Raw genomic sequence first — 19,438 nt, 5'->3', positions numbered from 1 at the left:
TCAGGCGTCCCCTTTGCTTGCATCAGCATCCTGGGGGGCTGCACCGCAGCCACAGAACGCCTTCAGAACCTTCGGACCATCGATTGGCTCGCAACCTTTGCGGCCGCTCTGCGGGCCGGCCTTCGGCTTCTCGCCCTTTTTGAGGGCATCGAGAATGGCCTTGGTGCTTTCCGCCGTCAGGTCTTCGTAATAATCGTCGTTAATCTGCATCATCGGCGCGTTTACGCACGCACCAAGGCATTCAACTTCGATCATGGTGAACTGACCGTCTTCGGTGGTTTCGCCCACACCGATGCCGAGTTCCTTCTTGCAGGTATCGACAACGTCGGCAGAACCGCGAAGCCAGCACGGGGTCGTGGTGCAAACCTGGATGAAGTTCTTACCCACCGGGGCAAGGTTATACATCGTATAGAAGGTTGCGACCTCGTAGACGCGAATGGCCGGCATTTCGAGCATATCGGCAATGTAATCCATTGCGACGGTCGGAACCCAGTTCCCCTCGGTCTGACGCTGTGCCAGATCAAGCAGCGGCATGACCGCGCTCTGCTGGCGGCCTTCCGGATACTTGGCGATAATCTTGTTTGCTTTCTCCAGATTTTCCGGTGTGAAAGCAAAGCTGGTTGGCTGTAGCTCTTGCGGAGCTGGTCTTCTTAAATGGCTCATCGGTCAATCTCACCGAACACGATATCTAGCGACCCGATATTGGCAACGACGTCGGCCAACATGTGACCTTTGGACATGAAGTCGAGGCCTTGGAGGTGCGGGAACCCCGGGGCACGGATTTTGCAGCGATACGGACGGTTCGAGCCATCCGAAACAAGATACACACCAAACTCGCCTTTCGGTGCCTCGACCGCAGCGTAGCATTCGCCAGCCGGAACGTGGAAACCTTCGGTGAAGAGTTTGAAGTGGTGAATAAGGGCTTCCATCGAACGCTTCATCTGGGCGCGCGACGGCGGTGCCACTTTGTTGTTCTCAACAATGACAGGACCATCGGGCATATTCTTGATGGCCTGCTTGATGATTTTCAGCGACTGCCACATTTCTTCAAAGCGGACAAGGAAGCGGTCATAGCAATCACCGTTCTTGCCGACAGGAATGTCGAAGTCGAAATCTTCGTAGGAGTCATAAGGCTGCGATTTACGCAGATCCCATGCCATGCCTGATGCACGAATGTTCGGACCGGTGAAGCCCCAATCAAGGGCTTCTTCCGCGCTGACGACACCGATATCAACCGTACGCTGTTTGAAGATACGGTTGCCGGTCAGAACGCGGTCAAAGTCTTTCATGAAGACTTCGTACTGATCTGCCCATGCGTCGATATCATCGAGCAAACCAGCCGGAAGATCGGCTGCAACGCCGCCCGGACGGAAATAGTTGGCGTGAAGACGGGCGCCACAGGCGCGCTCATAGAATTCCATGAGTTTTTCACGTTCTTCAAAGCCCCACAGAAGCGGGGTCATCGCGCCAACGTCCAGTGCGAACGCGGTCAGGTTAAGAATGTGGTTCAGAATACGACCGATTTCCGCATAGAGAACACGGATATACTGCGCACGCTTGGGCACTTCGACGCCCATCAGCTTTTCGATGGCCAGGCAATATGCATGTTCCTGGTTCATCGGTGCGACATAGTCGAGACGGTCGAAATACGGGGTTGCCTGAATATAGGTCTTATATTCGATCAGCTTTTCCGTACCACGGTGCAGAAGACCAATATGCGGATCGGAACGTTCGACGACTTCGCCGTCCATTTCCAGAACCAAACGCAGAACGCCGTGCGCCGCAGGGTGCTGCGGGCCGAAGTTCATGGTCATGTTTTTGATTTTTTGTTCGGACATCAGGCGTTGCCCTCCGCCTTTTCATCACCCGGAAGAACATGCTGGATGCCTTCCCACGGGCTTTCGAAATCGAAATTACGGAAATCCTGAACCAGTTTGACCGGCTCGTAGACAACACGCTTCTGCTCATCATCGTAACGCACTTCGACATACCCGGTCAGCGGGAAGTCCTTGCGCAGCGGATGACCTTCGAAACCATAGTCGGTCAGAATACGGCGGGGATCCGGATGATCGGCAAGGAAGATACCGTACATGTCCCACGCTTCGCGCTCGAACCAGTCGGCGGCGCTGAACAGCGAAACACAGCTTGGTACCGGGGTGTCTTCGTCGGTGCGGACCTTCACACGAATGCGCAGGTTATGCTTGAGAGACAGCAGGTGATAGACGACGTCGAAACGCTCGGAGCGTTCCGGGTAATCGGCACCACAAACATCAATAAGCTGCTTGAACAAGCAGCCGGTATCATCCCGAAGGAAGGTCAGAACTTTAAGGATATCATCGCGCTTGGCGACGATGGTCAACTCGCCGTAACGAATCTCGCTTTCGAGAATTTCGTCGGCCAGTTGGGACGCCACCAGATCTTTCAGATCGTTCAAAGCAGCGCTGTTATCGCTGAGCAGTTCGCTCATGCAAGCCCCCTATTACGGATCAGCGTGTCAGGACACCGGTACGGCGGATTTTCTTTTGCAGCTGCATCACGCCGTAAATCAGCGCTTCGGCTGTCGGCGGGCACCCGGGAACGTATACGTCCACCGGCACTACGCGATCACAACCGCGCACCACCGAATAAGAATAGTGATAGTAACCGCCGCCATTGGCGCACGAGCCCATCGAAATCACCCAGCGCGGCTCTGCCATCTGGTCATAGACCTTACGCAGTGCCGGGGCCATTTTGTTGGTCAGCGTACCAGCAACGATCATCACGTCCGACTGACGCGGGCTTGGGCGGAAGACCAGACCATAACGGTCAAGGTCATAACGCGACGCAGCCGAATGCATCATCTCAACAGCACAGCAGGCCAGACCGAATGTCATCGGCCACAGGGAACCGGTGCTTGCCCAGCTTGCGAGTTTATCGAGATTGGCAAGGACAAAGCCCTTGTCGTTCATCTCGTCAAACACGCCCTTAAGCAGTGCATCCTGATCCGAACCGGGTGCCAGGGGTGCGCCTGTATTGGTGCTCACTCCCATTCCAAAGCTCCCTTCTTCCATTCGTAGATAAAGCCGACCGTCAAAACAGCCAGGAAGATCACCATCGATACAAAGCCAAACGTTCCGATATCACCGAGGGTCACAGCCCACGGGAACAGGAAGGCGACTTCGAGGTCGAAAATAATGAACAAGATTGCGACCAGATAGAACCGGACGTCGAACTTGATGCGCGCATCTTCGAACGGCGCAAACCCGCATTCGTATGCGGACAGTTTCTCAACATCCGGTGCCTGCTTGGCAAGAACCAGCGACGCGATGACGATTACCGCCGAAAGACCGACGGCGATCCCGATGAACACCAGGATCGGAAGATATTCCGAAAGAAGCTCTTGCATCTCTCTGACCTCTCAAGAACAGGCCTTTTGACCCGACCAGGTCCCCACCTGGCCCATTACGGCGCACCATAACGTATGCACCGCACAAGTTCCAGCCCCGAAGCACGTTCAACGTGCCCTAAGACCGGAAACTTTCTAATCTTTTTACCGTTTACTATCGTCCGATATCGGGCTGGACGTCGAGATGATCAAGACCCAATCGTGCGAAGCAGCATTAGCAACACATGAAAAGGCGACCGCGGAAAAGACAATTCGCCCTACAAAAGACAACAGATGATGGATCATGGCGCGAGCGACGAGACTTGAACTCGCGGCCTCCGGCGTGACAGGCCGGCGCTCTAACCAACTGAGCTACGCCCGCAAAATGACCATCAATCGGCGCGCCTTTGTTAGACCACACCCCAAACCAAGTCAAGCAGCTAGCAACGTTTTCAACCCATTCGACAATTGTGTCTGCAAACATCGCCCGCTGTGGGGCATTTTGGCCCCGGATTTGTACCGCATTAATCAATTCTGTACATTTAGGCCGCTTTATACTGATGGGGCTTTGCAAAGGGGTGTCGGCTTTTATAGAATTGTTGACAAATAACCCCTATCTTACGGTGCGATAGAGGCAGGGTCGGGAGTCAGGTTCCACTAACGACCAGAGTCATTATGACGGAGAAGACCACCCGTGGGGCGCGTTAAAGAAGAATACAGATCACTTGCCGGACCTGAAAAGGCAGCGATTCTCATGCTTGCTCTTGGGGAAGAGCACGCAACCAAGATGTTCAGCATGATGGATGATGAGGAAATCAAAGAGATTTCCCAGACCATGTCGAGCCTTGGCACGATCAACTCCAACATCGTTGAGCGCCTTTTTGTCGAATTCGCAGATCAGCTGTCCTCGACCGGGTCGCTGGTGGGCTCGTTCGATACCACCGAACGCCTGCTTTCAAAGGTTCTGTCCGAAGACCGCGTCAACGGCATCATGGAAGAGATCCGCGGCCCTGCGGGTCGTACCATGTGGGACAAACTCAATAACGTGAACGAAGCGGTTCTCGCGAACTATCTGAAAAACGAATATCCGCAAACCGTGGGTGTGGTTCTTTCAAAACTCAAACCTGCACATTCTGCGTCTGTTTTGTCGCTTTTGCCGGAAAACTTCTCGATGGAAGTCATCATGCGTATGTTGCGCATGGAAGCCGTTCAGAAAGAAGTGCTTGATAACATCGAAAAGACCCTGCGTACCGAGTTCATGTCCAACCTTGCGCGTGGTTCGCGTGGCGACAACCACGAACTGATGGCGGATATCTTCAACAGCCTGGACCGCCAAAGTCAGGACAGGTTCCTTACTGCGCTTGAAGAACGCAACCGTGATTCGGCCGAAAAGATCAAGGCCCTCATGTTCACCTTCGAAGACTTGGCACGCCTCGACAACAACGGCGTTCAGACGCTGCTGCGTCAGGTCGAAAAGGACAAGCTTGCCCTGGCCCTCAAAGGTTCGACCGATCAGATGCGCGACCTGTTCTTCAAGAACATGTCCGAACGTGCCGGCAAGATGATGAAAGAGGATATGGACGCGCTTGGCCCGGTCCGCCTGTCGGATGTCGAAGAGTCGCAAATGATGATCGTCCAGCTGGCCAAGGAATTGGCCGCACAGGGTCAGATCGTTATTTCCGAAGGTGGTGCCGAAGACGAAATGGTCTTCTAGACCTTCCAGACGCCAACCGCACAAACACCAAAGGGACAGCCGATGCAGTCCCTTTTTTTGTTATCTCTGTCATCTTCACAGTGCCGGTGCAAAACACCTGGGAAACACGCCCTGCCCTAGCCCAGAATGACGTTTGGTACAGGGTCGGCAATCGATTTGATTTCCCAGCGCAGCCGGTTTTGACCACTGACCTCACGGAACTCTGCAGCGTTGTGGCTGCGCACACCTGCGGTCGTGCGCAACTCGATCTTGCCGGTCATTTGGTAACCCAAGGCGGTCAGACGGTCCTGATACTGATCAGGAACAAAGCCGCCGCGAATTTCAACGGTGTTTCGCTCTGAATGGAAGAACATTTCCAGTATGCGTGATTGCCGGCGCACAAAGACGAAGCTTTTTTCGCGCATGATGTTGCCGCGCTTTTCGTAGACGATGTTAAACACCCCACGCCCGCTATATGTCAGTTGCCGGACCGACGAATCGCGCTTGAGATCGGCCAGAACCTTGGCGACCTTTTCCTGCTCGGATTCTGGATCCAGAGAGTTGTTGAGCAGCCCTTCGGTGATGTTCGGCTGGACAAGCAATCCACGGTAGCTGAGGCGATAATCGCCATTGCGCTGCATGGAAATATCGATGGTGAAGGCCTCTGGCAGATAACAGCCGGTCAGCATCAACGGTACGCACAGAACCAGCAGCACCCGTCGCAGTATTAATCCCCATGCCTGCATCATTTGCGCCTGAGAGCCAACGTCGCTGCTGGCGCAATCGGCACTGGTAGGATTACGGGTCGGATTGCTGTTCATCTTGAAGGTTCCGATTCTTTTGACCGAGAGATCAAGAGTGCCTGTCTACCGACCAAGCGTCAACTTTTACAGGCGCTTATATGCCTAGGCCCCTGTCGAGAGTTATGGGAACCGTAATCACACAGAAAGCCACGCGAAGGAGCCTGCAGACATCACACAACGGCAAGCCGAACTGAGGATGACAGAGGGTTTAAAGGGGGCTGGAACCGGAAACGAAAAAAGGCAGCCTTTAGGGCTGCCTTTATCATGGTGGGTGATGAGAGATTCGAACTCCCGACCCTCTCGGTGTAAACGAGATGCTCTAACCAGCTGAGCTAATCACCCTTTCGCAAACCGCGCTGTTCTGCGGAAGCGGGCGGAACTTACCATGGTTTTCCCAAAAAGCAATGCCCACTTTGCATAAAAATGTAACTTCTATTTCAAGGCGGATTATCCTTGGTCGATGGTCAACCAAAACCCGTTATTAAGGCCTGATTTTTAGCCATTTTTCGGCACCAAATCAGCGCTGTCAAAACGCGGCACAAAAGTGCGATGTTTTGTGGCGTGCAGAAAAACAAAAAAGGCAGCCTTTAGGGCTGCCTTTGTCATGGTGGGTGATGAGAGATTCGAACTCCCGACCCTCTCGGTGTAAACGAGATGCTCTAACCAGCTGAGCTAATCACCCTTTGCTTTTGGGAGCTATTGCTCCGAAGCGGAGCGGAACATAGCATGGATTTTCCAAAAAGCAATGCCGGTGACGTGAGTCACCGGCATTTTTTCGCAGAACTGCGTCAACCTTAGTTGACAGCGTCCTTCAGGCCTTTACCAGCCTTGAACTTCGGCTGTTTCGATGCCGGAATGTCGATTTCTTCACCGGTGCGCGGGTTGCGACCTTTTGAAGCAGCGCGAGCAGCGACAGCGAAGGTACCGAAACCAACCAGACGAACTTCGTCGCCGGATTTAAGAGAATCGGTGATGGAATCGAAAACAGCGTCAACCGCTTTTGCAGCGTCAGCTTTGGACAGATCAGCTTTAGCAGCTACACTTCCAACGAGATCGTTTTTATTCACTTCCTGGCCCCCTTGTTTGGACGTTCGGAGTTATGAGGAAATTTGGTTTGCCCCAAACCTGTTGCATGGGCAGTGTAAGCAGGTCGCCAACTCCTCGTCAATGCGAGAGACGCAGTTTTCTGCGGTTTTTGACGTTTTTTTCGATTTTTTGCGCTTTACACCAATCCCGACATGTTCCTGCATCGATTCTTGGGCAAAGTTATCCACAGAAAAAGGGGAACGACATGGTCATTCCCCTTGTTTTCTGCCGGTTATGACAAACCCTAGTGAGTCGTCACACCGCCGATATCCGATTCTTCGCCGTCGTTGGATTTGACCGCAACATCATCAACCCCTTCTTCCCACTCGATCGGAACAAGCGGATTGACCAATGCGTGGCTCAGAACCTCGTCAACATGGGACACCGGAATGATCTCCATGCCGCGTTTGACATTGTCCGGAATCTCTTCGAGATCCTTTTCATTTTCCTGCGGGATCAGAACGGTTTTGACACCGCCACGAAGGGCCGCGAGGAGTTTTTCTTTCAAACCGCCAATCGCAAGAACACGACCACGCAGGGTAACTTCACCCGTCATCGCGACGTCCTTGCGCACCGGGTTGCCGGTCAGAACCGAAACCACCGAGGTCACCATACCCACACCGGCCGACGGGCCGTCTTTCGGGGTAGCGCCTTCTGGTACGTGAACGTGGATATCACGTTTCTGGAACAGGGTCGGTTTGATCCCGAATTCGGTCGCACGCGAGCGCACAAACGAGGTCGCCGCCTGGATCGATTCCGTCATGACTTCACCGAGCTTACCGGTGGTTTTCATGTTGCCCTTACCCGGCACGGTGACTGATTCGATCTGCAGAAGATCGCCACCAAACTCGGTATAGGCAAGACCGGTCACAACACCGACCTGGTCTTCACCCTCAGTCTCGCCATAGCGGAACTTGCGGATACCGGCATATTTGCCAAGGGTCCGCGGGGTAACACGCACCGTTTTCAGGTTTTCAAGCATGATACGCTTGGTCGCCTTACGGGCCAGCTTTGCCAGTTCGCGTTCAAGGTTACGCACACCGGCTTCGCGGGTGTAATAACGGATCAGATCACGAAGCGCGTCATCCGAGATGCTCCATTCCCCTTTCTTCAGGCCGTTATCCTTGACCTGCTTGGGAATGAGGTGACGTTTGGCGATCTCGACTTTCTCGTCTTCGGTGTAACCGGAAATACGGATGATCTCCATACGGTCAAGCAGCGGCTGCTGCATGCGAAGCGAGTTGGCCGTGGTCACGAACATCACATCCGAAAGATCGTAATCGACTTCAAGATAGTGATCGTTAAAGGTAGAATTCTGTTCTGGATCCAATACCTCAAGCAGGGCCGAGGCCGGATCACCACGGAAGTCCGAACCCATCTTTTCAATCTCGTCGAGAAGGAACAGCGGGTTGGAATATTTCGCCTTTTTCATGCCCTGGACAATCTTGCCCGGCATGGACCCGATATAGGTCCGGCGGTGACCGCGAATTTCGGATTCATCACGCACGCCACCAAGTGACATGCGCACAAAGCTACGCCCGGTCGCATTGGCCATGGATTTACCAAGCGAGGTTTTACCAACACCGGGAGGACCAACAAGGCAAAGGATCGGGCCTTTGACCTTTTTGGTACGCGCCTGAACCGCAAGATATTCAAGGATGCGTTCCTTGACCTTTTCCAGACCGTAATGCTCTTTATCAAGAACCTTTTTGGCCTTCTTCAGGTCGTGCGATACACGCGAACGCTTGTTCCACGGAATGGACACCATCCAGTCAAGATAGTTGCGCACCACGGTGGCTTCCGCCGACATCGGGCTCATATTGCGCAGCTTCTTGAGTTCTGCCTGTGCCTTTTCCTTGGCTTCCTTGGACATTTTGGCCTTGTTGAGCTTCTCTTCGATTTCAGAAGCTTCATCCTTGCCATCTTCGCCCTCGCCCAGTTCCTTCTGAATGGCTTTGAGCTGCTCATTCAGATAGTACTCGCGCTGGGTTTTCTCCATCTGGCGTTTGACGCGGTTGCGGATTTTCTTTTCAACCTGCAACACGCCAATTTCGGATTCCATGAAGCCGAAAATACGTTCCAGACGGTCACCGACAAGCTTGGTTTCCAGAAGCTCCTGCTTTTCGGAAATCTTGAGCGACAGGTGGGATGCCACCGTGTCGGCAAGCTTGGCCGGTTCTTCGATCTGATTGACCGAAACCAGAACTTCAGGCGGTATTTTCTTGTTCAGTTTGATGTACTGTTCGAACTGCGTGACAACAGAACGCGCCAGCGCTTCGAGTTCGCTGTCATCTTCTTCGCTGTCTTCACGCACCGAACCATAGGCCTGGAAGAATTCCGGGTTATCAACGTAGCCTGTAATTTCGGCCCGTTTCCCGCCTTCAACCAATACCTTGACGGTTCCGTCCGGCAGCTTGAGAAGCTGCAAAACAGTCGCGACTGTACCAATTTCATAGAGATCTTCGACAGCCGGGTCATCAAGACCGGCGTCTTTCTGGGTGACAAGCAGGATTTGCTTGTCTTCGCGCATCACATCTTCGAGCGCACGCACCGATTTTTCACGTCCGACAAACAGCGGAACAATCATGTGCGGGAACACGACAATGTCACGCAACGGCAGCACCGGGTATATTTCGCCACGCGCCAATTCGACCATTATGTTCTATTCCCTAATCTGAGCCGTAACGTTACTGCGGTCCTGCCATAGGCCCCGCCAGCAACGCGAACATGTTTTAGATATCCGTTAGATAATCTGAATTTCCCGCACCGCAATAGATGCCGGTGCGGGAATTAGGTTCAGGCCGTATTTTCAACACCTTCACGACGTTCTGCATGGATCAGCAACGGTTTTGCCTTTCCTTCAACGACGTCGGCATTGATTACGATTTCCTCGACACTTTCCATGGTCGGCAGATCGAACATGGTTTCAAGCAGGATGCCTTCCATGATCGAGCGCAGACCACGAGCACCGGTCTTGCGTTCGATCGCCTTGTCGGCAATCGCCTTGAGCGCATCCGGCTGGAAGGTCAGTTTGACATCTTCCATATCGAACAGGCGCTGATACTGCTTGATCAGTGCGTTTTTCGGCTCGGTCAGAATCTGAACCAGAGCGTCATTGTCGAGGTCTTCAAGCGTTGCCAGAACCGGCAGACGACCAATGAATTCCGGGATAAGACCGAACTTCAGAAGATCTTCCGGCTCAACTTCACGCAGGACATCACCAGTGCGACGGTCATCGGCACTCCGCACATCAGCACCAAAGCCGATTGCGCTGCCCTTGCCACGCTGCGAGATCACCTTGTCCAGGCCAGCGAACGCGCCGCCGACGATGAACAGAATGTTGGTGGTGTCGACCTGCAGGAATTCCTGCTGCGGATGTTTCCGGCCACCCTGCGGCGGTACGGAAGCAACAGTACCTTCCATGATCTTGAGCAATGCCTGCTGAACGCCCTCGCCCGAGACATCGCGCGTGATCGACGGATTGTCGGATTTACGCGAAATCTTGTCGACCTCGTCAATATAGACGATGCCGCGCTGGGCGCGCTCGACATTGTAGTCAGCGGCCTGCAGCAGCTTGAGAATGATGTTCTCAACATCCTCACCCACATAACCGGCTTCGGTCAGGGTGGTGGCATCTGCCATGGTAAACGGCACATCAAGAATGCGGGCAAGGGTCTGGGCCAGAAGCGTTTTACCGCAACCGGTCGGACCGACCAGCATGATGTTTGATTTCGCCAGCTCGATGTCTTCATTCTTGCTGGAATGGTGCAGGCGTTTGTAATGGTTGTGAACCGCTACCGAGAGAACTTTCTTCGCATGGCCCTGACCGATGACATAGTCATCAAGGACCTTGCAAATCTCTTGCGGAGAAGGCACCCCGTCTGCCGATTTGACGAGATGTGTTTTGTGCTCTTCGCGGATGATGTCCATGCAAAGCTCTACGCATTCATCACAGATGAACACGGTTGGACCGGCGATGAGCTTGCGAACCTCGTGCTGGCTCTTTCCGCAGAAAGAACAGTACAGAGTGTTCTTGGAGTCCCCGCTATTCGATTTGCTCATACAAACCCCAATTACGTTTGACGTTATCTTTTATCGCCATGTTAGCCGGTAAACGATACCGATCTCAACGTTTAATCTGCGCTTTTTGGCTTTATGGCGTCTAAGTTTGATATGGGATCGCCACCGTAGTTGCGAAACCCCTTGCATTAATCACCTAAACGTTCGGGTGGGCTGCAAGTTCCAAACAATCACGCCAAAGCCAGCGCATACACTTGTCTATGACTTAAAAGTGCCATGAAGCAAGACATAAAAAAACGCCCCGGCAGATCACCGGGGCGTTTTGCCAATCACAGCTCGGTGATCAGTCTTTCTTTTCATCACTTTCCGACTTCGGACGCGATGTGACGACCTCGTCAATCAGGCCAAATTCCTTGGCCTGATCAGGGGTGAGGAAGTTATCACGTTCCATTGCGTCTTCGACGGTCTTGAGATCACGGCCGGTATGTTCGACATAGATCTCGTTGAGACGCTGACGCAGAGCCAGAATTTCACGGGCATGAATTTCGATGTCCGATGCCTGACCCTGGAAGCCGCCGGACGGCTGGTGGATCATGACACGTGCATTCGGCAGGCAGTAACGCTTGCCCTTTGCACCGGCCATCAGAAGCAGCGAGCCCATGGATGCCGCCTGCCCCATGCACACCGTGGAGACATCGCAACGGATGTACTGCATGGTGTCATAGATGGCGAGACCCGAGGTCACAACACCGCCCGGTGAGTTGATGTAAAGCGAAATGTCCTTGTCCGGATTTTCCGATTCGAGGTGCAGAAGCTGAGCACAGATCAGTGACGACATGCCGTCATGGACCTGACCGTTGATGAAAACGATACGCTCCTTGAGCAGCCGCGAAAAGATGTCATAGGCACGCTCGCCACGGCTGGTCTGTTCAACGACCATCGGCACAAGCGAATTCATCTGTTCTTCAATCATCAACTGCAATCTCCCTGCATGATCCTAAACCGTGTCCGGTCGGATTACTTCTCTTTGGATTTGTCAGCAGCTTTTTTAGCGGCCGGCTTTTTCGCTGCAGTTTTCTTGGCCGGGGCTTTTTTCGCCGGAGCCTTCTTTTCTGCTGCTTTTTTCGCCGGTGCCTTTTTGGCAGCCGATTTCTTCTTCGGAGCTTCGTCTTCCTCTTCGGGCTTCAGAAGTTCTTCGACCGTAACGGTCTTGTCTTCAACCTTCGCGAGTTCGACAATGTAATCAACGACCTTGTCTTCATATACAGGGCCCTGAAGCGCCTGCAAGGCCTGCGGGTTATTTTTATAGAATTCAATAACCTGCTGTTCCTGACCCGGATATTTCTGGGCTTCGGCAACGAGGACCTTGTTGATGTCTTCCTGAGAGACCTGGATGTCGTTCTCACGGCCGACTTCGGCAAGGAGGAGCCCCAGAAGAACACGACGTTCTGCGATTTCGCGGAACTCGTCGGTCAGTTCCTCTTCGGACTTGCCTTTGGTTTCGTCGTCTTCCTGACCAGCTTCACGGGCCTGTTTGATCTGGCCGATGATGCCTTCCAGCTCGTTGTCTACCAGGGATGCCGGCAGTTCGAAGCTGTGGTTTTCAGCCAGCGCATCAAGCAGCTGACGTTTCATTTTCTGACGCGAAACCGATTCGTATTCGCGGCCAAAGTCCTTGCGGATCGCGTCCTTAAGGGCATCAAGGCTGTCCTGACCGAGTTTCTTGGCCAGTTCGTCATCCAGCTCTGCCGGTTTCTTTTCCTTGATTTCCTTGACGGTTACGTCGAACTCGGCGTCTTTGCCTGCCAGTTCTGCTGCACCGTATTCGTCCGGGAATTTGACTTTGACGACGATTTCGTCACCAGCGTTCACACCGGTCAGCTGATCTTCGAAACCTTCGATGAAGGAACCGGAACCGAGTTCAAGCTCGTAATCTTCGGCTTTGCCGCCTTCGAATGCTTCACCGTCGATTTTGCCCAGGAAGTCGATGACAACAACGTCACCAGCTTTGGACTTGCGTTTGCGCTTGAGCGGCTCGGTGCTGCCCTGTGCGCTTGCGATGCGCTCGAGGGTTTCGTTCACCTTGCTGTCGTCAAGTTCAACAACTTCGCGGGTCAGCTTCAGCTTTTTGAAGTCCATCGCTTCGATGGCCGGAATGATTTCGACAGCAATATCGAATTCCAGATCACCGCCTTCGTCGAATTTGGTGACTTCGATTTTCGGCTGAACGGCCGGACGCAGGTCATTGTCGTTCAGAACCTTGCCGGTGTTTTCGTTCACAGCGGTTTCAAGGACTTCACCCATGACAGCCTGGCCATAACGCTGGCGCAGGAGTTTTGCCGGGATTTTGCCCGGACGGAAGCCCGGCAGGCGAACCTGATCCTTGATTTCGTCAAGCTTGGCGACGACTTTTTCTTCGATGTGTGCGGCGGGCACGACGACTTTGAACTCGCGCGCCAGGCCTTCGTTTTTGGTTTCAGTAACCTGCATAGATAACTCTTTTGCTTGGTTCGAATAATGTCCGTTACGCGACGCAGTCCGGACGTCAGAAAGTCAATATGACTAAACGAATATGGGTCTCGATCAAATTTTCAGCCTGCTTATGGTACGGGTGAAGGGACTCGAACCCCCACGGATTGCTCCACTGGAACCTAAATCCAGCGCGTCTACCAGTTCCGCCACACCCGCACACAAGCATAGAAATCACTCCGGTCACACCAGAATGAGTGCGCCTTAATACAAACTTCGATCCCCTCATGCAAGCATCGCCTTTTCGACAATTGCAATCTTGTCGAAAATAACCGTCAAACCGGGCCCGAATTGAGGGTAATCAAGCGATTTTGGATATTCGAACCACTAACGGAGCAACCGTTTGACCGCGCTGGAAACCGCGATCTTGCCCTGCCCGACATAACTTTCGTGGTTTTTTTCGATGGTGGAGAGGTCATAGAGATAGTTCACCATCATCCCGAATGACTGGTTCCAGCCGTTTTCCTTGCCATTGCCATTCCAGTTCAGCCGTTCAACCCGGGCCCCGTTGCTCAGATGAAAATGTGCCACCGGATCAAAGGCGGTCTCCATGCCGGGACGCTTGGCATTCAGAAGATACCACGCGGTCAGATACTCAATATTGGTTCGTGTACGCTCAGACACAGCATCCGGGCTGTAAGCCGGGGATTTTGGCCCCATCAGATCGTCGCAGTCATTTAGCGCCGCCTCAATCGCCTTGGGCAGTCCGGTTTCATCGCCCTTGGCCATTGTATCAAGCTGACGGTCCATCCAGCTGCGCAGGGCCGGTATCGGCGACAAGGTCGAGAATTGCTTGAGTTGCGGCAGATCACGCTGGAGTTCGGCAACAACCCGCTTGATCAGGAAGTCGCCGAAGCTGATCCCGGCGAGGCCTGCCTGCGCGTTCGAGATCGAATAGAAAATTGCCGTATCGGCTTTGGGGGGCTTTTCATCGCCCACCAACTCATCATCCCTGCTTTCGATGAGAACATCAACGTTCCCGGCAATACCGTTCACAAGAGCCACTTCAACAAAAATGAGTGGCTCATTGGGCATGCCCGGATGAAAGAAGGCAAAGCACCGCCGGTCCGATGCCAAACGACGTTTCAGGTCATCCCAACTTTGAATGGCGTGAACTGCTTCATAGGCGATCAGTTTTTCCAGAAGCGCTGCCGGTGAATTCCATGTGATTCGCTGCAACTCCAAAAAACCGATATCAAACCAGCTTGCCAGCAGCGTTTTTAGGTCGCGTTCCAGAATCGCAAGCCCGGGTGCCTCCTTGCGCCACCGCAAAAGGTCCGCGCGCAGATCAACCAGAAACTTTACACCTTGCGGTAAAGAATTGAATTCCTTGAGAATTGCACGGAATGGCGGCACTAATGCACTGCGCAGTTCAGTTTCAAGCAGGGCCTGCTCAGCCAGATCATCGGCCGCCGTCCAGTCCGACATCACCGCCGCAACCCGGTCGCGATCAACGCCAAACTCATTGACCAATAGATGCAGGAAATCACGTTTGCCCGCATCATCCAGACGCAGGAAATCGTGACCAAGGGCAGCAGCCCGGGCGCGGGCCGACACCGCCCCGCCGCGCCGCGCCAGACAATCGGCAATCTGTTTACGCCAGCGATCATGGCGGCTTTGACTGTCATCAAAGCCCAGACCACGGACCACGGGGCTATCGCGCAATTCGCGCCATGCGCCGCGCAAATTATCCAGTGTTCTGTCGAGAAATGTCTGAGACATGCCTGTCTCCCACTCCGGTATCAGAAGAAATTCAAACCGTTTCCCCAGCGCGTCATGACTGCATCATGCGCCACGCCATCACGCCATATCGTTTTTATATCGGGTCATTATACCTCAAGTGCCAGCGCGGGCGCAGACATCTTGTCGATCCAAACCCTGTCTTACTTGCGTGACGCCAACCAAAGTTCGCGCAGGACACCGGGGAGATGTTCGGGAATGTCTTCGGCAATCAGGCCGGGACCGATATCCGCCCCGCTTCTGGCATGCAACCATACCCCCATGCAGGCGGCATCGAAGCTATCCATGCCCTGGGCCATCAATCCACCGATGATCCCTGCCAAAACATCGCCAGATCCAGCGGTTGCCAGCCACGGCACATCCACCGCACTGATCGCGGCCCGCCCATCGGGTGCTGCGATCACGGTATCGGCCCCCTTGATCAAAACGGTGGCGCCACAGCGTTTGGCAGCCGCACGCGCCCGGCTCAGCTTATCGCCGGTGATATCGGGAAACAGGCGGGCAAACTCGCCCTCATGCGGGGTCAGCACGGTTGGCCCCTGCACCGCAAAGCACAAGGTCGACGGATCTTCGGCAAAACTTGTCAGCGCATCGGCATCCAGAACGGTCGCACGACACAAATGGAGTAATTTCAGGACAAGGGCGCGGGTATCATCGCCAACACCGAATCCCGGCCCGATGACAAACGCGTTATGGCGACAGTCATTCACCAGCGTATCCACCGCCGACATCGGGGCCGTCATATTACCCGGCGCATCAGACGCATAGACAGGAAGCGCGCCCGGCTCAGCCACGATGGTCAAAAGACCGACGCCAGATCTGCGCGCAGCACGGGCCACAAGCCGGGTGGCCCCGGTCATCGCGCTGCCACCAAAGGCCAAAAGATGCCCGCGATGGTATTTGTGGCCTTCAAGGCCCGGCCAATGGATCCCGGCGCGCCACAAGACCGGGTCATTGCGCCAACAAGCCGGGCCAATGTCCAGCACCGTCTGATCGGCAATGCCGATATCGCGTACCATCAGTTCGCCGCACATCAAACGCCCGGGTAACAAGTAGTGCCCCGGCTTTGCCCGGCAAAACGTGACGGTCAGGTCGGCCTTGATCCCAACGCCCAGAACCATACCGGTATTGCCATCAACGCCAGATGGCACATCAACCGACACCACCCCACACGGGCTTGAATTGATTGTTGTGACAAGTTCGGCCAGATCACCGGATATGGCACGTGCCAGCCCGGCCCCAAAGATGCAGTCGACCACCAGATCCGCACCGACCACCAATGCCGGTGACAAACGTTCGGTGGCCCCGTCCCAGCGCGCGGCGTGTAAGGCAGCATCCCCTTTAAGATCAGAAACCTCGCCCATCAGGCCAAGACGAACAGACCAGCCTTCGTCGCGCAACAGCTTGGCAACCGCAAAGCCATCGCCGCCATTGTTGCCGGGACCGCATAGCACGGATACCGAGCGCGGTGACCAGTGGCGGATGATTTCTTCAAACACGGCGCGACCGGCATTTTGCATCAGGACATCACCAGGCACGCCGCCTTCGATTGTGCGGCGGTCCGCCTCGTACATCTGGTCGGTTGTCAGGATTTCAAACATTTCGCCCCGTCATCCCTGTCGTGAACCCGTTATTTGTACCGCGCGTCCAGCAGGATTTAAAACAGCTTCAGTCGACTGTAGCCAATTAAATATCACCCCACTATATTGCAGCGAAATTCGCAAGTCTGGTAGTTGGCAGAAAGGCTGACAAACAGATAGGCCACACAGAACTTTTCGCAGCAAGGCTTTGCCCGCATGCATGTTGTCGTCTTGGGCGCCGGGGTCATCGGGACAACGGCGGCCTGGTATCTTTTGCAAAATGGCCATCAGGTCACGGTGGTTGATCGCCAGCATGCCAGTGCGCAGGAAACAAGCTTTGCCAATGGCGGTCAGATTTCCGCGTGTCATGCTACCCCTTGGGCGAATGCAGCCACCCCCAAACAAATCGTAAGCTGGCTTGGTCGCGAAGAAGCGCCGCTTCTGGTGCGGATGCGCTTTGACCCGCAACTGTTTTCATGGGGTCTGCGGTTCTTGCGCAACTGCACCGATGCGCGGGCAAAGATCAATCTGGAAAAGGCACTGCGTGTTGCGATCTATAGCCGCGATTGCCTGCGTACCCTGCGGGACACACTTGATATCGACTATGACCACAGCACGCGCGGCATCCTGCATATCTGTCGCAACGAACAGGATATGGTCGCCGTCGAAAAGGCCACCGCCCAGATGCAGGACTATGGTCTGAACCGAAAGCTGGTCTCGCGCGATGAATGCCTTGCCATCGAACCGGCATTGCGTGATGCCACCGTGCCGATCATTGGTGGCAGCTTTACCCCCGACGATGAAAGCGGCGACGCGCAAAAATTCACCGAGGCGCTTACTCAACACTGTATCGCCAAAGGTGCATCATTTCAGTTCAACACCAAAGTCACCGGCCTTAGCCACGATCAGGGCAAGATTACCGCGGCTCAGACCGACAAGGGTGAGATCAAGGCGGATGCCTTTTTGGTCTGCCTTGGCAGCTACAGCCCAATGTTGCTGGCCCCGATTGGCATCAAATTGCCAATTTACCCCTGCAAAGGCTACTCGATCAGCATGGATACCACGGGTCATTCCGGCGCGCCTGAGACGGCGCTGATTGATGACAGCATAAAAATGGTGTATTCGCGACTGGGAACACATCTTCGAGTTGCAGGCACAGCAGAATTGGATGGCTATAACCTGGGTATGTCGGAACGCCGCAAACAACTGATCGTCGATAAAGCGCTGGAATTATTCCCGAATTCGGGTGATCGCGCCAACATCAGCTTCTGGGCGGGTTTACGGCCTGTTACCCCTGATTCTGCCCCTATTCTCGGGGGTACCAAGTATGCTAATCTATACCTTAATACAGGGCATGGGACGTTGGGTTGGACAATGAGTTGCGGATCAGCAAAAGCAGTTGCAGATTTCATCAGCAACAAAAATCCTGACATCTCTCTGACGGGGCTTGGTATCGCCCGCTTTTAGCGGCGACCAGATTATCATGGGATCACGGGCTGAAATGACCAGCAACACTCCAATCAGTTCAACCAGTGCGCCATTGGCCGATCAGGTTGTCCTGAACGCGCTGCCGTATGCTGCCGTCATTTGCGATCGCAGCGGCATCGTCATGCAGTGCAACGAGGCCATCGCCCGGATGATTGGTGTTTCGCGCGAACGCATGATCGGTCGCAAGGCCGGTTTTCTCTCCAAGGGGTTGATGAACGATATCGAAGATGTGTTTTCTTCGGGTCGTACCTGGCGCGGTGACATCATTCTGGTCGGGGCAGCCAAGGAAAGCCACGTTTGCGATCTGTCCATCGCCCCGCTTGAGTATTTCCACAACAATGAAACGCGCACTGCGGTTCTGATGACGCTTCTTGAAAATGATCGTCAGAAACAGGCCGAACGATCCCTGATGGAACAAAACCGCAATCAGTCGGACGCGAACGCCTCGAAATCCGACTTCATCGCCAATATGGGCCATGAACTGCGCACGCCGCTTAATGCGATCATCGGCAACTCGGAACTGATTGCCCACGGGGTACTTGGCGATCTGCCGGAGGGTTATCGTGATTGCGGGCGAGACGTGTATGAAGCTGGCAAGCATCTGCTTGAGCTGGTCAACAATGTTCTCGACGTCTCCAAGCTGTCGGCCGGCTCGATGACCTTGCAGCTCGAAGAGGCTGACCTGCGTTGTGTGGTGCGTGATGCCGCGCGCCTTGTCAGCGATGATATTTCGCGCCGCGGTCATGAACTGCAATTTGATCTGCCCGATGCACCGGTATTGATGCAGTGTGACAAGCTCAAGCTCAAACAGATCCTGATCAACATCCTGAGCAACGCAGCGAAGTTCACGCCCGAACATGGTAAAATCCGTCTTGGTCTTACCGCCACCGATGAAGATGTGACCTTTGCAGTCGAGGATAATGGTGTCGGCATGAGCCCGAACGACATTCCACGCGCGCTTGCACGGTTTTCACAGTTGCATCCGTCCGGGGTAAAGGAAAGTGTCGGGACAGGCCTTGGCCTGCCACTTGCCAAGCTTCTGGTCGAACTGCATGGCGGACGGCTGAGCATCGAGAGTGATCTTGGCAAGGGTACCACGGTGCGGATTACCCTGCCGCGACACTAAGCTGATCAC

At 54.2% G+C, this 19,438-nt stretch carries 16 protein-coding genes and 4 tRNA genes; 3 read left to right on the top strand and 17 right to left on the bottom strand.

Annotated features, from left to right (window positions below; all coding sequences use genetic code 11):
* The 6 genes from nuoE to HED22_RS00750 all read right to left on the bottom strand — a co-directional run bounded on the left by nuoE (position 1) and on the right by HED22_RS00750 (position 3,746).
* A complete protein-coding gene (gene nuoE, locus HED22_RS00775; protein WP_167717882.1) occupies positions 1-663 on the bottom strand; it encodes an NADH-quinone oxidoreductase subunit NuoE in 663 nt (220 codons plus the stop codon).
* Entirely contained in the window at positions 660-1,838 is a 1,179-nt protein-coding gene (locus tag HED22_RS00770) for an NADH-quinone oxidoreductase subunit D (protein WP_167717880.1), read from the bottom strand. Before HED22_RS00770 ends, nuoE begins: the two co-directional genes overlap by 4 nt.
* The gene (locus HED22_RS00765; RefSeq protein WP_167717878.1) at positions 1,838-2,467 is read right to left on the bottom strand and encodes an NADH-quinone oxidoreductase subunit C; all 630 of its coding nucleotides are present in this window, start codon (positions 2,465-2,467) and stop codon (positions 1,838-1,840) included. Before HED22_RS00765 ends, HED22_RS00770 begins: the two co-directional genes overlap by 1 nt.
* 19 nt (positions 2,468-2,486) lie before the next feature.
* Positions 2,487-3,029, bottom strand: coding sequence for an NADH-quinone oxidoreductase subunit B family protein (locus HED22_RS00760; RefSeq protein ID WP_044826791.1), 543 nt, complete (start codon positions 3,027-3,029; stop codon positions 2,487-2,489).
* A complete protein-coding gene (locus HED22_RS00755) occupies positions 3,020-3,385 on the bottom strand; it encodes an NADH-quinone oxidoreductase subunit A (protein WP_008891231.1) in 366 nt (121 codons plus the stop codon). The genes HED22_RS00760 and HED22_RS00755 overlap by 10 nt, the downstream gene beginning before the upstream one ends.
* A gap of 284 nt (positions 3,386-3,669) precedes the next feature.
* Positions 3,670-3,746: transfer RNA gene (locus HED22_RS00750), tRNA-Asp, on the bottom strand.
* A 312-nt stretch (positions 3,747-4,058) separates the two neighbouring features.
* Between HED22_RS00750 and fliG the strand changes: the two genes are divergently transcribed.
* A complete protein-coding gene (gene fliG, locus HED22_RS00745; protein ID WP_167717876.1) occupies positions 4,059-5,078 on the top strand; it encodes a flagellar motor switch protein FliG in 1,020 nt (339 codons plus the stop codon).
* Between the two features lie 116 nt (positions 5,079-5,194).
* Here the strand turns inward: fliG and HED22_RS00740 are convergent, their stop codons facing one another.
* The 11 genes from HED22_RS00740 to HED22_RS00690 form a co-directional block, all read right to left on the bottom strand.
* Positions 5,195-5,878, bottom strand: a complete 684-nt coding sequence (locus HED22_RS00740) for a hypothetical protein (protein ID WP_175581077.1) — start codon at positions 5,876-5,878, stop codon at positions 5,195-5,197.
* Positions 5,879-6,125: 247 nt separating this feature from the next.
* Positions 6,126-6,202 (bottom strand) — tRNA-Val (locus HED22_RS00735).
* 263 nt (positions 6,203-6,465) lie between these two features.
* Positions 6,466-6,542: transfer RNA gene (locus HED22_RS00730), tRNA-Val, on the bottom strand.
* Between the two features lie 112 nt (positions 6,543-6,654).
* The gene (locus HED22_RS00725; RefSeq protein WP_008891813.1) at positions 6,655-6,927 is read right to left on the bottom strand and encodes an HU family DNA-binding protein; all 273 of its coding nucleotides are present in this window, start codon (positions 6,925-6,927) and stop codon (positions 6,655-6,657) included.
* A gap of 263 nt (positions 6,928-7,190) precedes the next feature.
* Positions 7,191-9,602, bottom strand: coding sequence for an endopeptidase La (gene lon, locus HED22_RS00720; protein WP_167717874.1), 2,412 nt, complete (start codon positions 9,600-9,602; stop codon positions 7,191-7,193).
* A gap of 140 nt (positions 9,603-9,742) precedes the next feature.
* Positions 9,743-11,008 (bottom strand): ATP-dependent Clp protease ATP-binding subunit ClpX, encoded by a 1,266-nt coding sequence (gene clpX, locus HED22_RS00715; protein ID WP_167717872.1) that lies wholly within the window; start codon positions 11,006-11,008, stop codon positions 9,743-9,745.
* Between the two features lie 301 nt (positions 11,009-11,309).
* Entirely contained in the window at positions 11,310-11,939 is a 630-nt protein-coding gene (gene clpP, locus HED22_RS00710; protein ID WP_167717870.1) for an ATP-dependent Clp endopeptidase proteolytic subunit ClpP, read from the bottom strand.
* Between the two features lie 44 nt (positions 11,940-11,983).
* A complete protein-coding gene (gene tig / locus HED22_RS00705) occupies positions 11,984-13,456 on the bottom strand; it encodes a trigger factor (RefSeq protein ID WP_167717868.1) in 1,473 nt (490 codons plus the stop codon).
* 113 nt (positions 13,457-13,569) lie between these two features.
* Positions 13,570-13,654 (bottom strand) — tRNA-Leu (locus HED22_RS00700).
* 168 nt (positions 13,655-13,822) lie between these two features.
* Entirely contained in the window at positions 13,823-15,217 is a 1,395-nt protein-coding gene (locus HED22_RS00695) for a malonyl-CoA decarboxylase (RefSeq protein WP_167717866.1), read from the bottom strand.
* 161 nt (positions 15,218-15,378) lie between these two features.
* Positions 15,379-16,836: an NAD(P)H-hydrate dehydratase gene (locus tag HED22_RS00690; protein ID WP_167717865.1), complete on the bottom strand. Its 1,458-nt coding sequence runs from the start codon at positions 16,834-16,836 to the stop codon at positions 15,379-15,381.
* A 195-nt stretch (positions 16,837-17,031) separates the two neighbouring features.
* Here HED22_RS00690 and HED22_RS00685 point away from each other — a divergent pair, with 195 nt between their 5' ends.
* Entirely contained in the window at positions 17,032-18,282 is a 1,251-nt protein-coding gene (locus HED22_RS00685; protein ID WP_167717863.1) for a D-amino acid dehydrogenase, read from the top strand.
* A 34-nt stretch (positions 18,283-18,316) separates the two neighbouring features.
* The gene (locus HED22_RS00680) at positions 18,317-19,429 is read left to right on the top strand and encodes a PAS domain-containing sensor histidine kinase (protein ID WP_167717860.1); all 1,113 of its coding nucleotides are present in this window, start codon (positions 18,317-18,319) and stop codon (positions 19,427-19,429) included.
* Positions 19,430-19,438 lie beyond the last annotated feature (9 nt).

It is taken from the genome of Thalassospira sp. HF15 (assembly GCF_011806525.1).
Classification (GTDB): domain Bacteria; phylum Pseudomonadota; class Alphaproteobacteria; order Rhodospirillales; family Thalassospiraceae; genus Thalassospira.
Note: the sequence above shows the minus strand (reverse complement) of the source record. Positions and strands in the feature narration are given on the sequence as shown.

What these genes read in the sequence shown, in the direction of transcription:
- HED22_RS00765 (WP_167717878.1), bottom strand. Translation starts at nt 2,467, where the DNA reads ATGAGCGAACTGCTCAGCGATAACAGCGCTGCTTTGAACGATCTGAAA.
- HED22_RS00690 (WP_167717865.1), bottom strand. Translation starts at nt 16,836, where the DNA reads ATGTTTGAAATCCTGACAACCGACCAGATGTACGAGGCGGACCGCCGC.
- HED22_RS00770 (WP_167717880.1), bottom strand. Translation starts at nt 1,838, where the DNA reads ATGTCCGAACAAAAAATCAAAAACATGACCATGAACTTCGGCCCGCAG.
- HED22_RS00685 (WP_167717863.1), top strand. Translation starts at nt 17,032, where the DNA reads ATGCATGTTGTCGTCTTGGGCGCCGGGGTCATCGGGACAACGGCGGCC.
- HED22_RS00695 (WP_167717866.1), bottom strand. Translation starts at nt 15,217, where the DNA reads ATGTCTCAGACATTTCTCGACAGAACACTGGATAATTTGCGCGGCGCA.
- lon (WP_167717874.1), bottom strand. Translation starts at nt 9,602, where the DNA reads ATGGTCGAATTGGCGCGTGGCGAAATATACCCGGTGCTGCCGTTGCGT.
- clpX (WP_167717872.1), bottom strand. Translation starts at nt 11,008, where the DNA reads ATGAGCAAATCGAATAGCGGGGACTCCAAGAACACTCTGTACTGTTCT.
- HED22_RS00680 (WP_167717860.1), top strand. Translation starts at nt 18,317, where the DNA reads ATGACCAGCAACACTCCAATCAGTTCAACCAGTGCGCCATTGGCCGAT.
- clpP (WP_167717870.1), bottom strand. Translation starts at nt 11,939, where the DNA reads ATGATTGAAGAACAGATGAATTCGCTTGTGCCGATGGTCGTTGAACAG.
- HED22_RS00760 (WP_044826791.1), bottom strand. Translation starts at nt 3,029, where the DNA reads ATGGGAGTGAGCACCAATACAGGCGCACCCCTGGCACCCGGTTCGGAT.
- tig (WP_167717868.1), bottom strand. Translation starts at nt 13,456, where the DNA reads ATGCAGGTTACTGAAACCAAAAACGAAGGCCTGGCGCGCGAGTTCAAA.
- HED22_RS00755 (WP_008891231.1), bottom strand. Translation starts at nt 3,385, where the DNA reads ATGCAAGAGCTTCTTTCGGAATATCTTCCGATCCTGGTGTTCATCGGG.
- HED22_RS00740 (WP_175581077.1), bottom strand. Translation starts at nt 5,878, where the DNA reads ATGAACAGCAATCCGACCCGTAATCCTACCAGTGCCGATTGCGCCAGC.
- nuoE (WP_167717882.1), bottom strand. Translation starts at nt 663, where the DNA reads ATGAGCCATTTAAGAAGACCAGCTCCGCAAGAGCTACAGCCAACCAGC.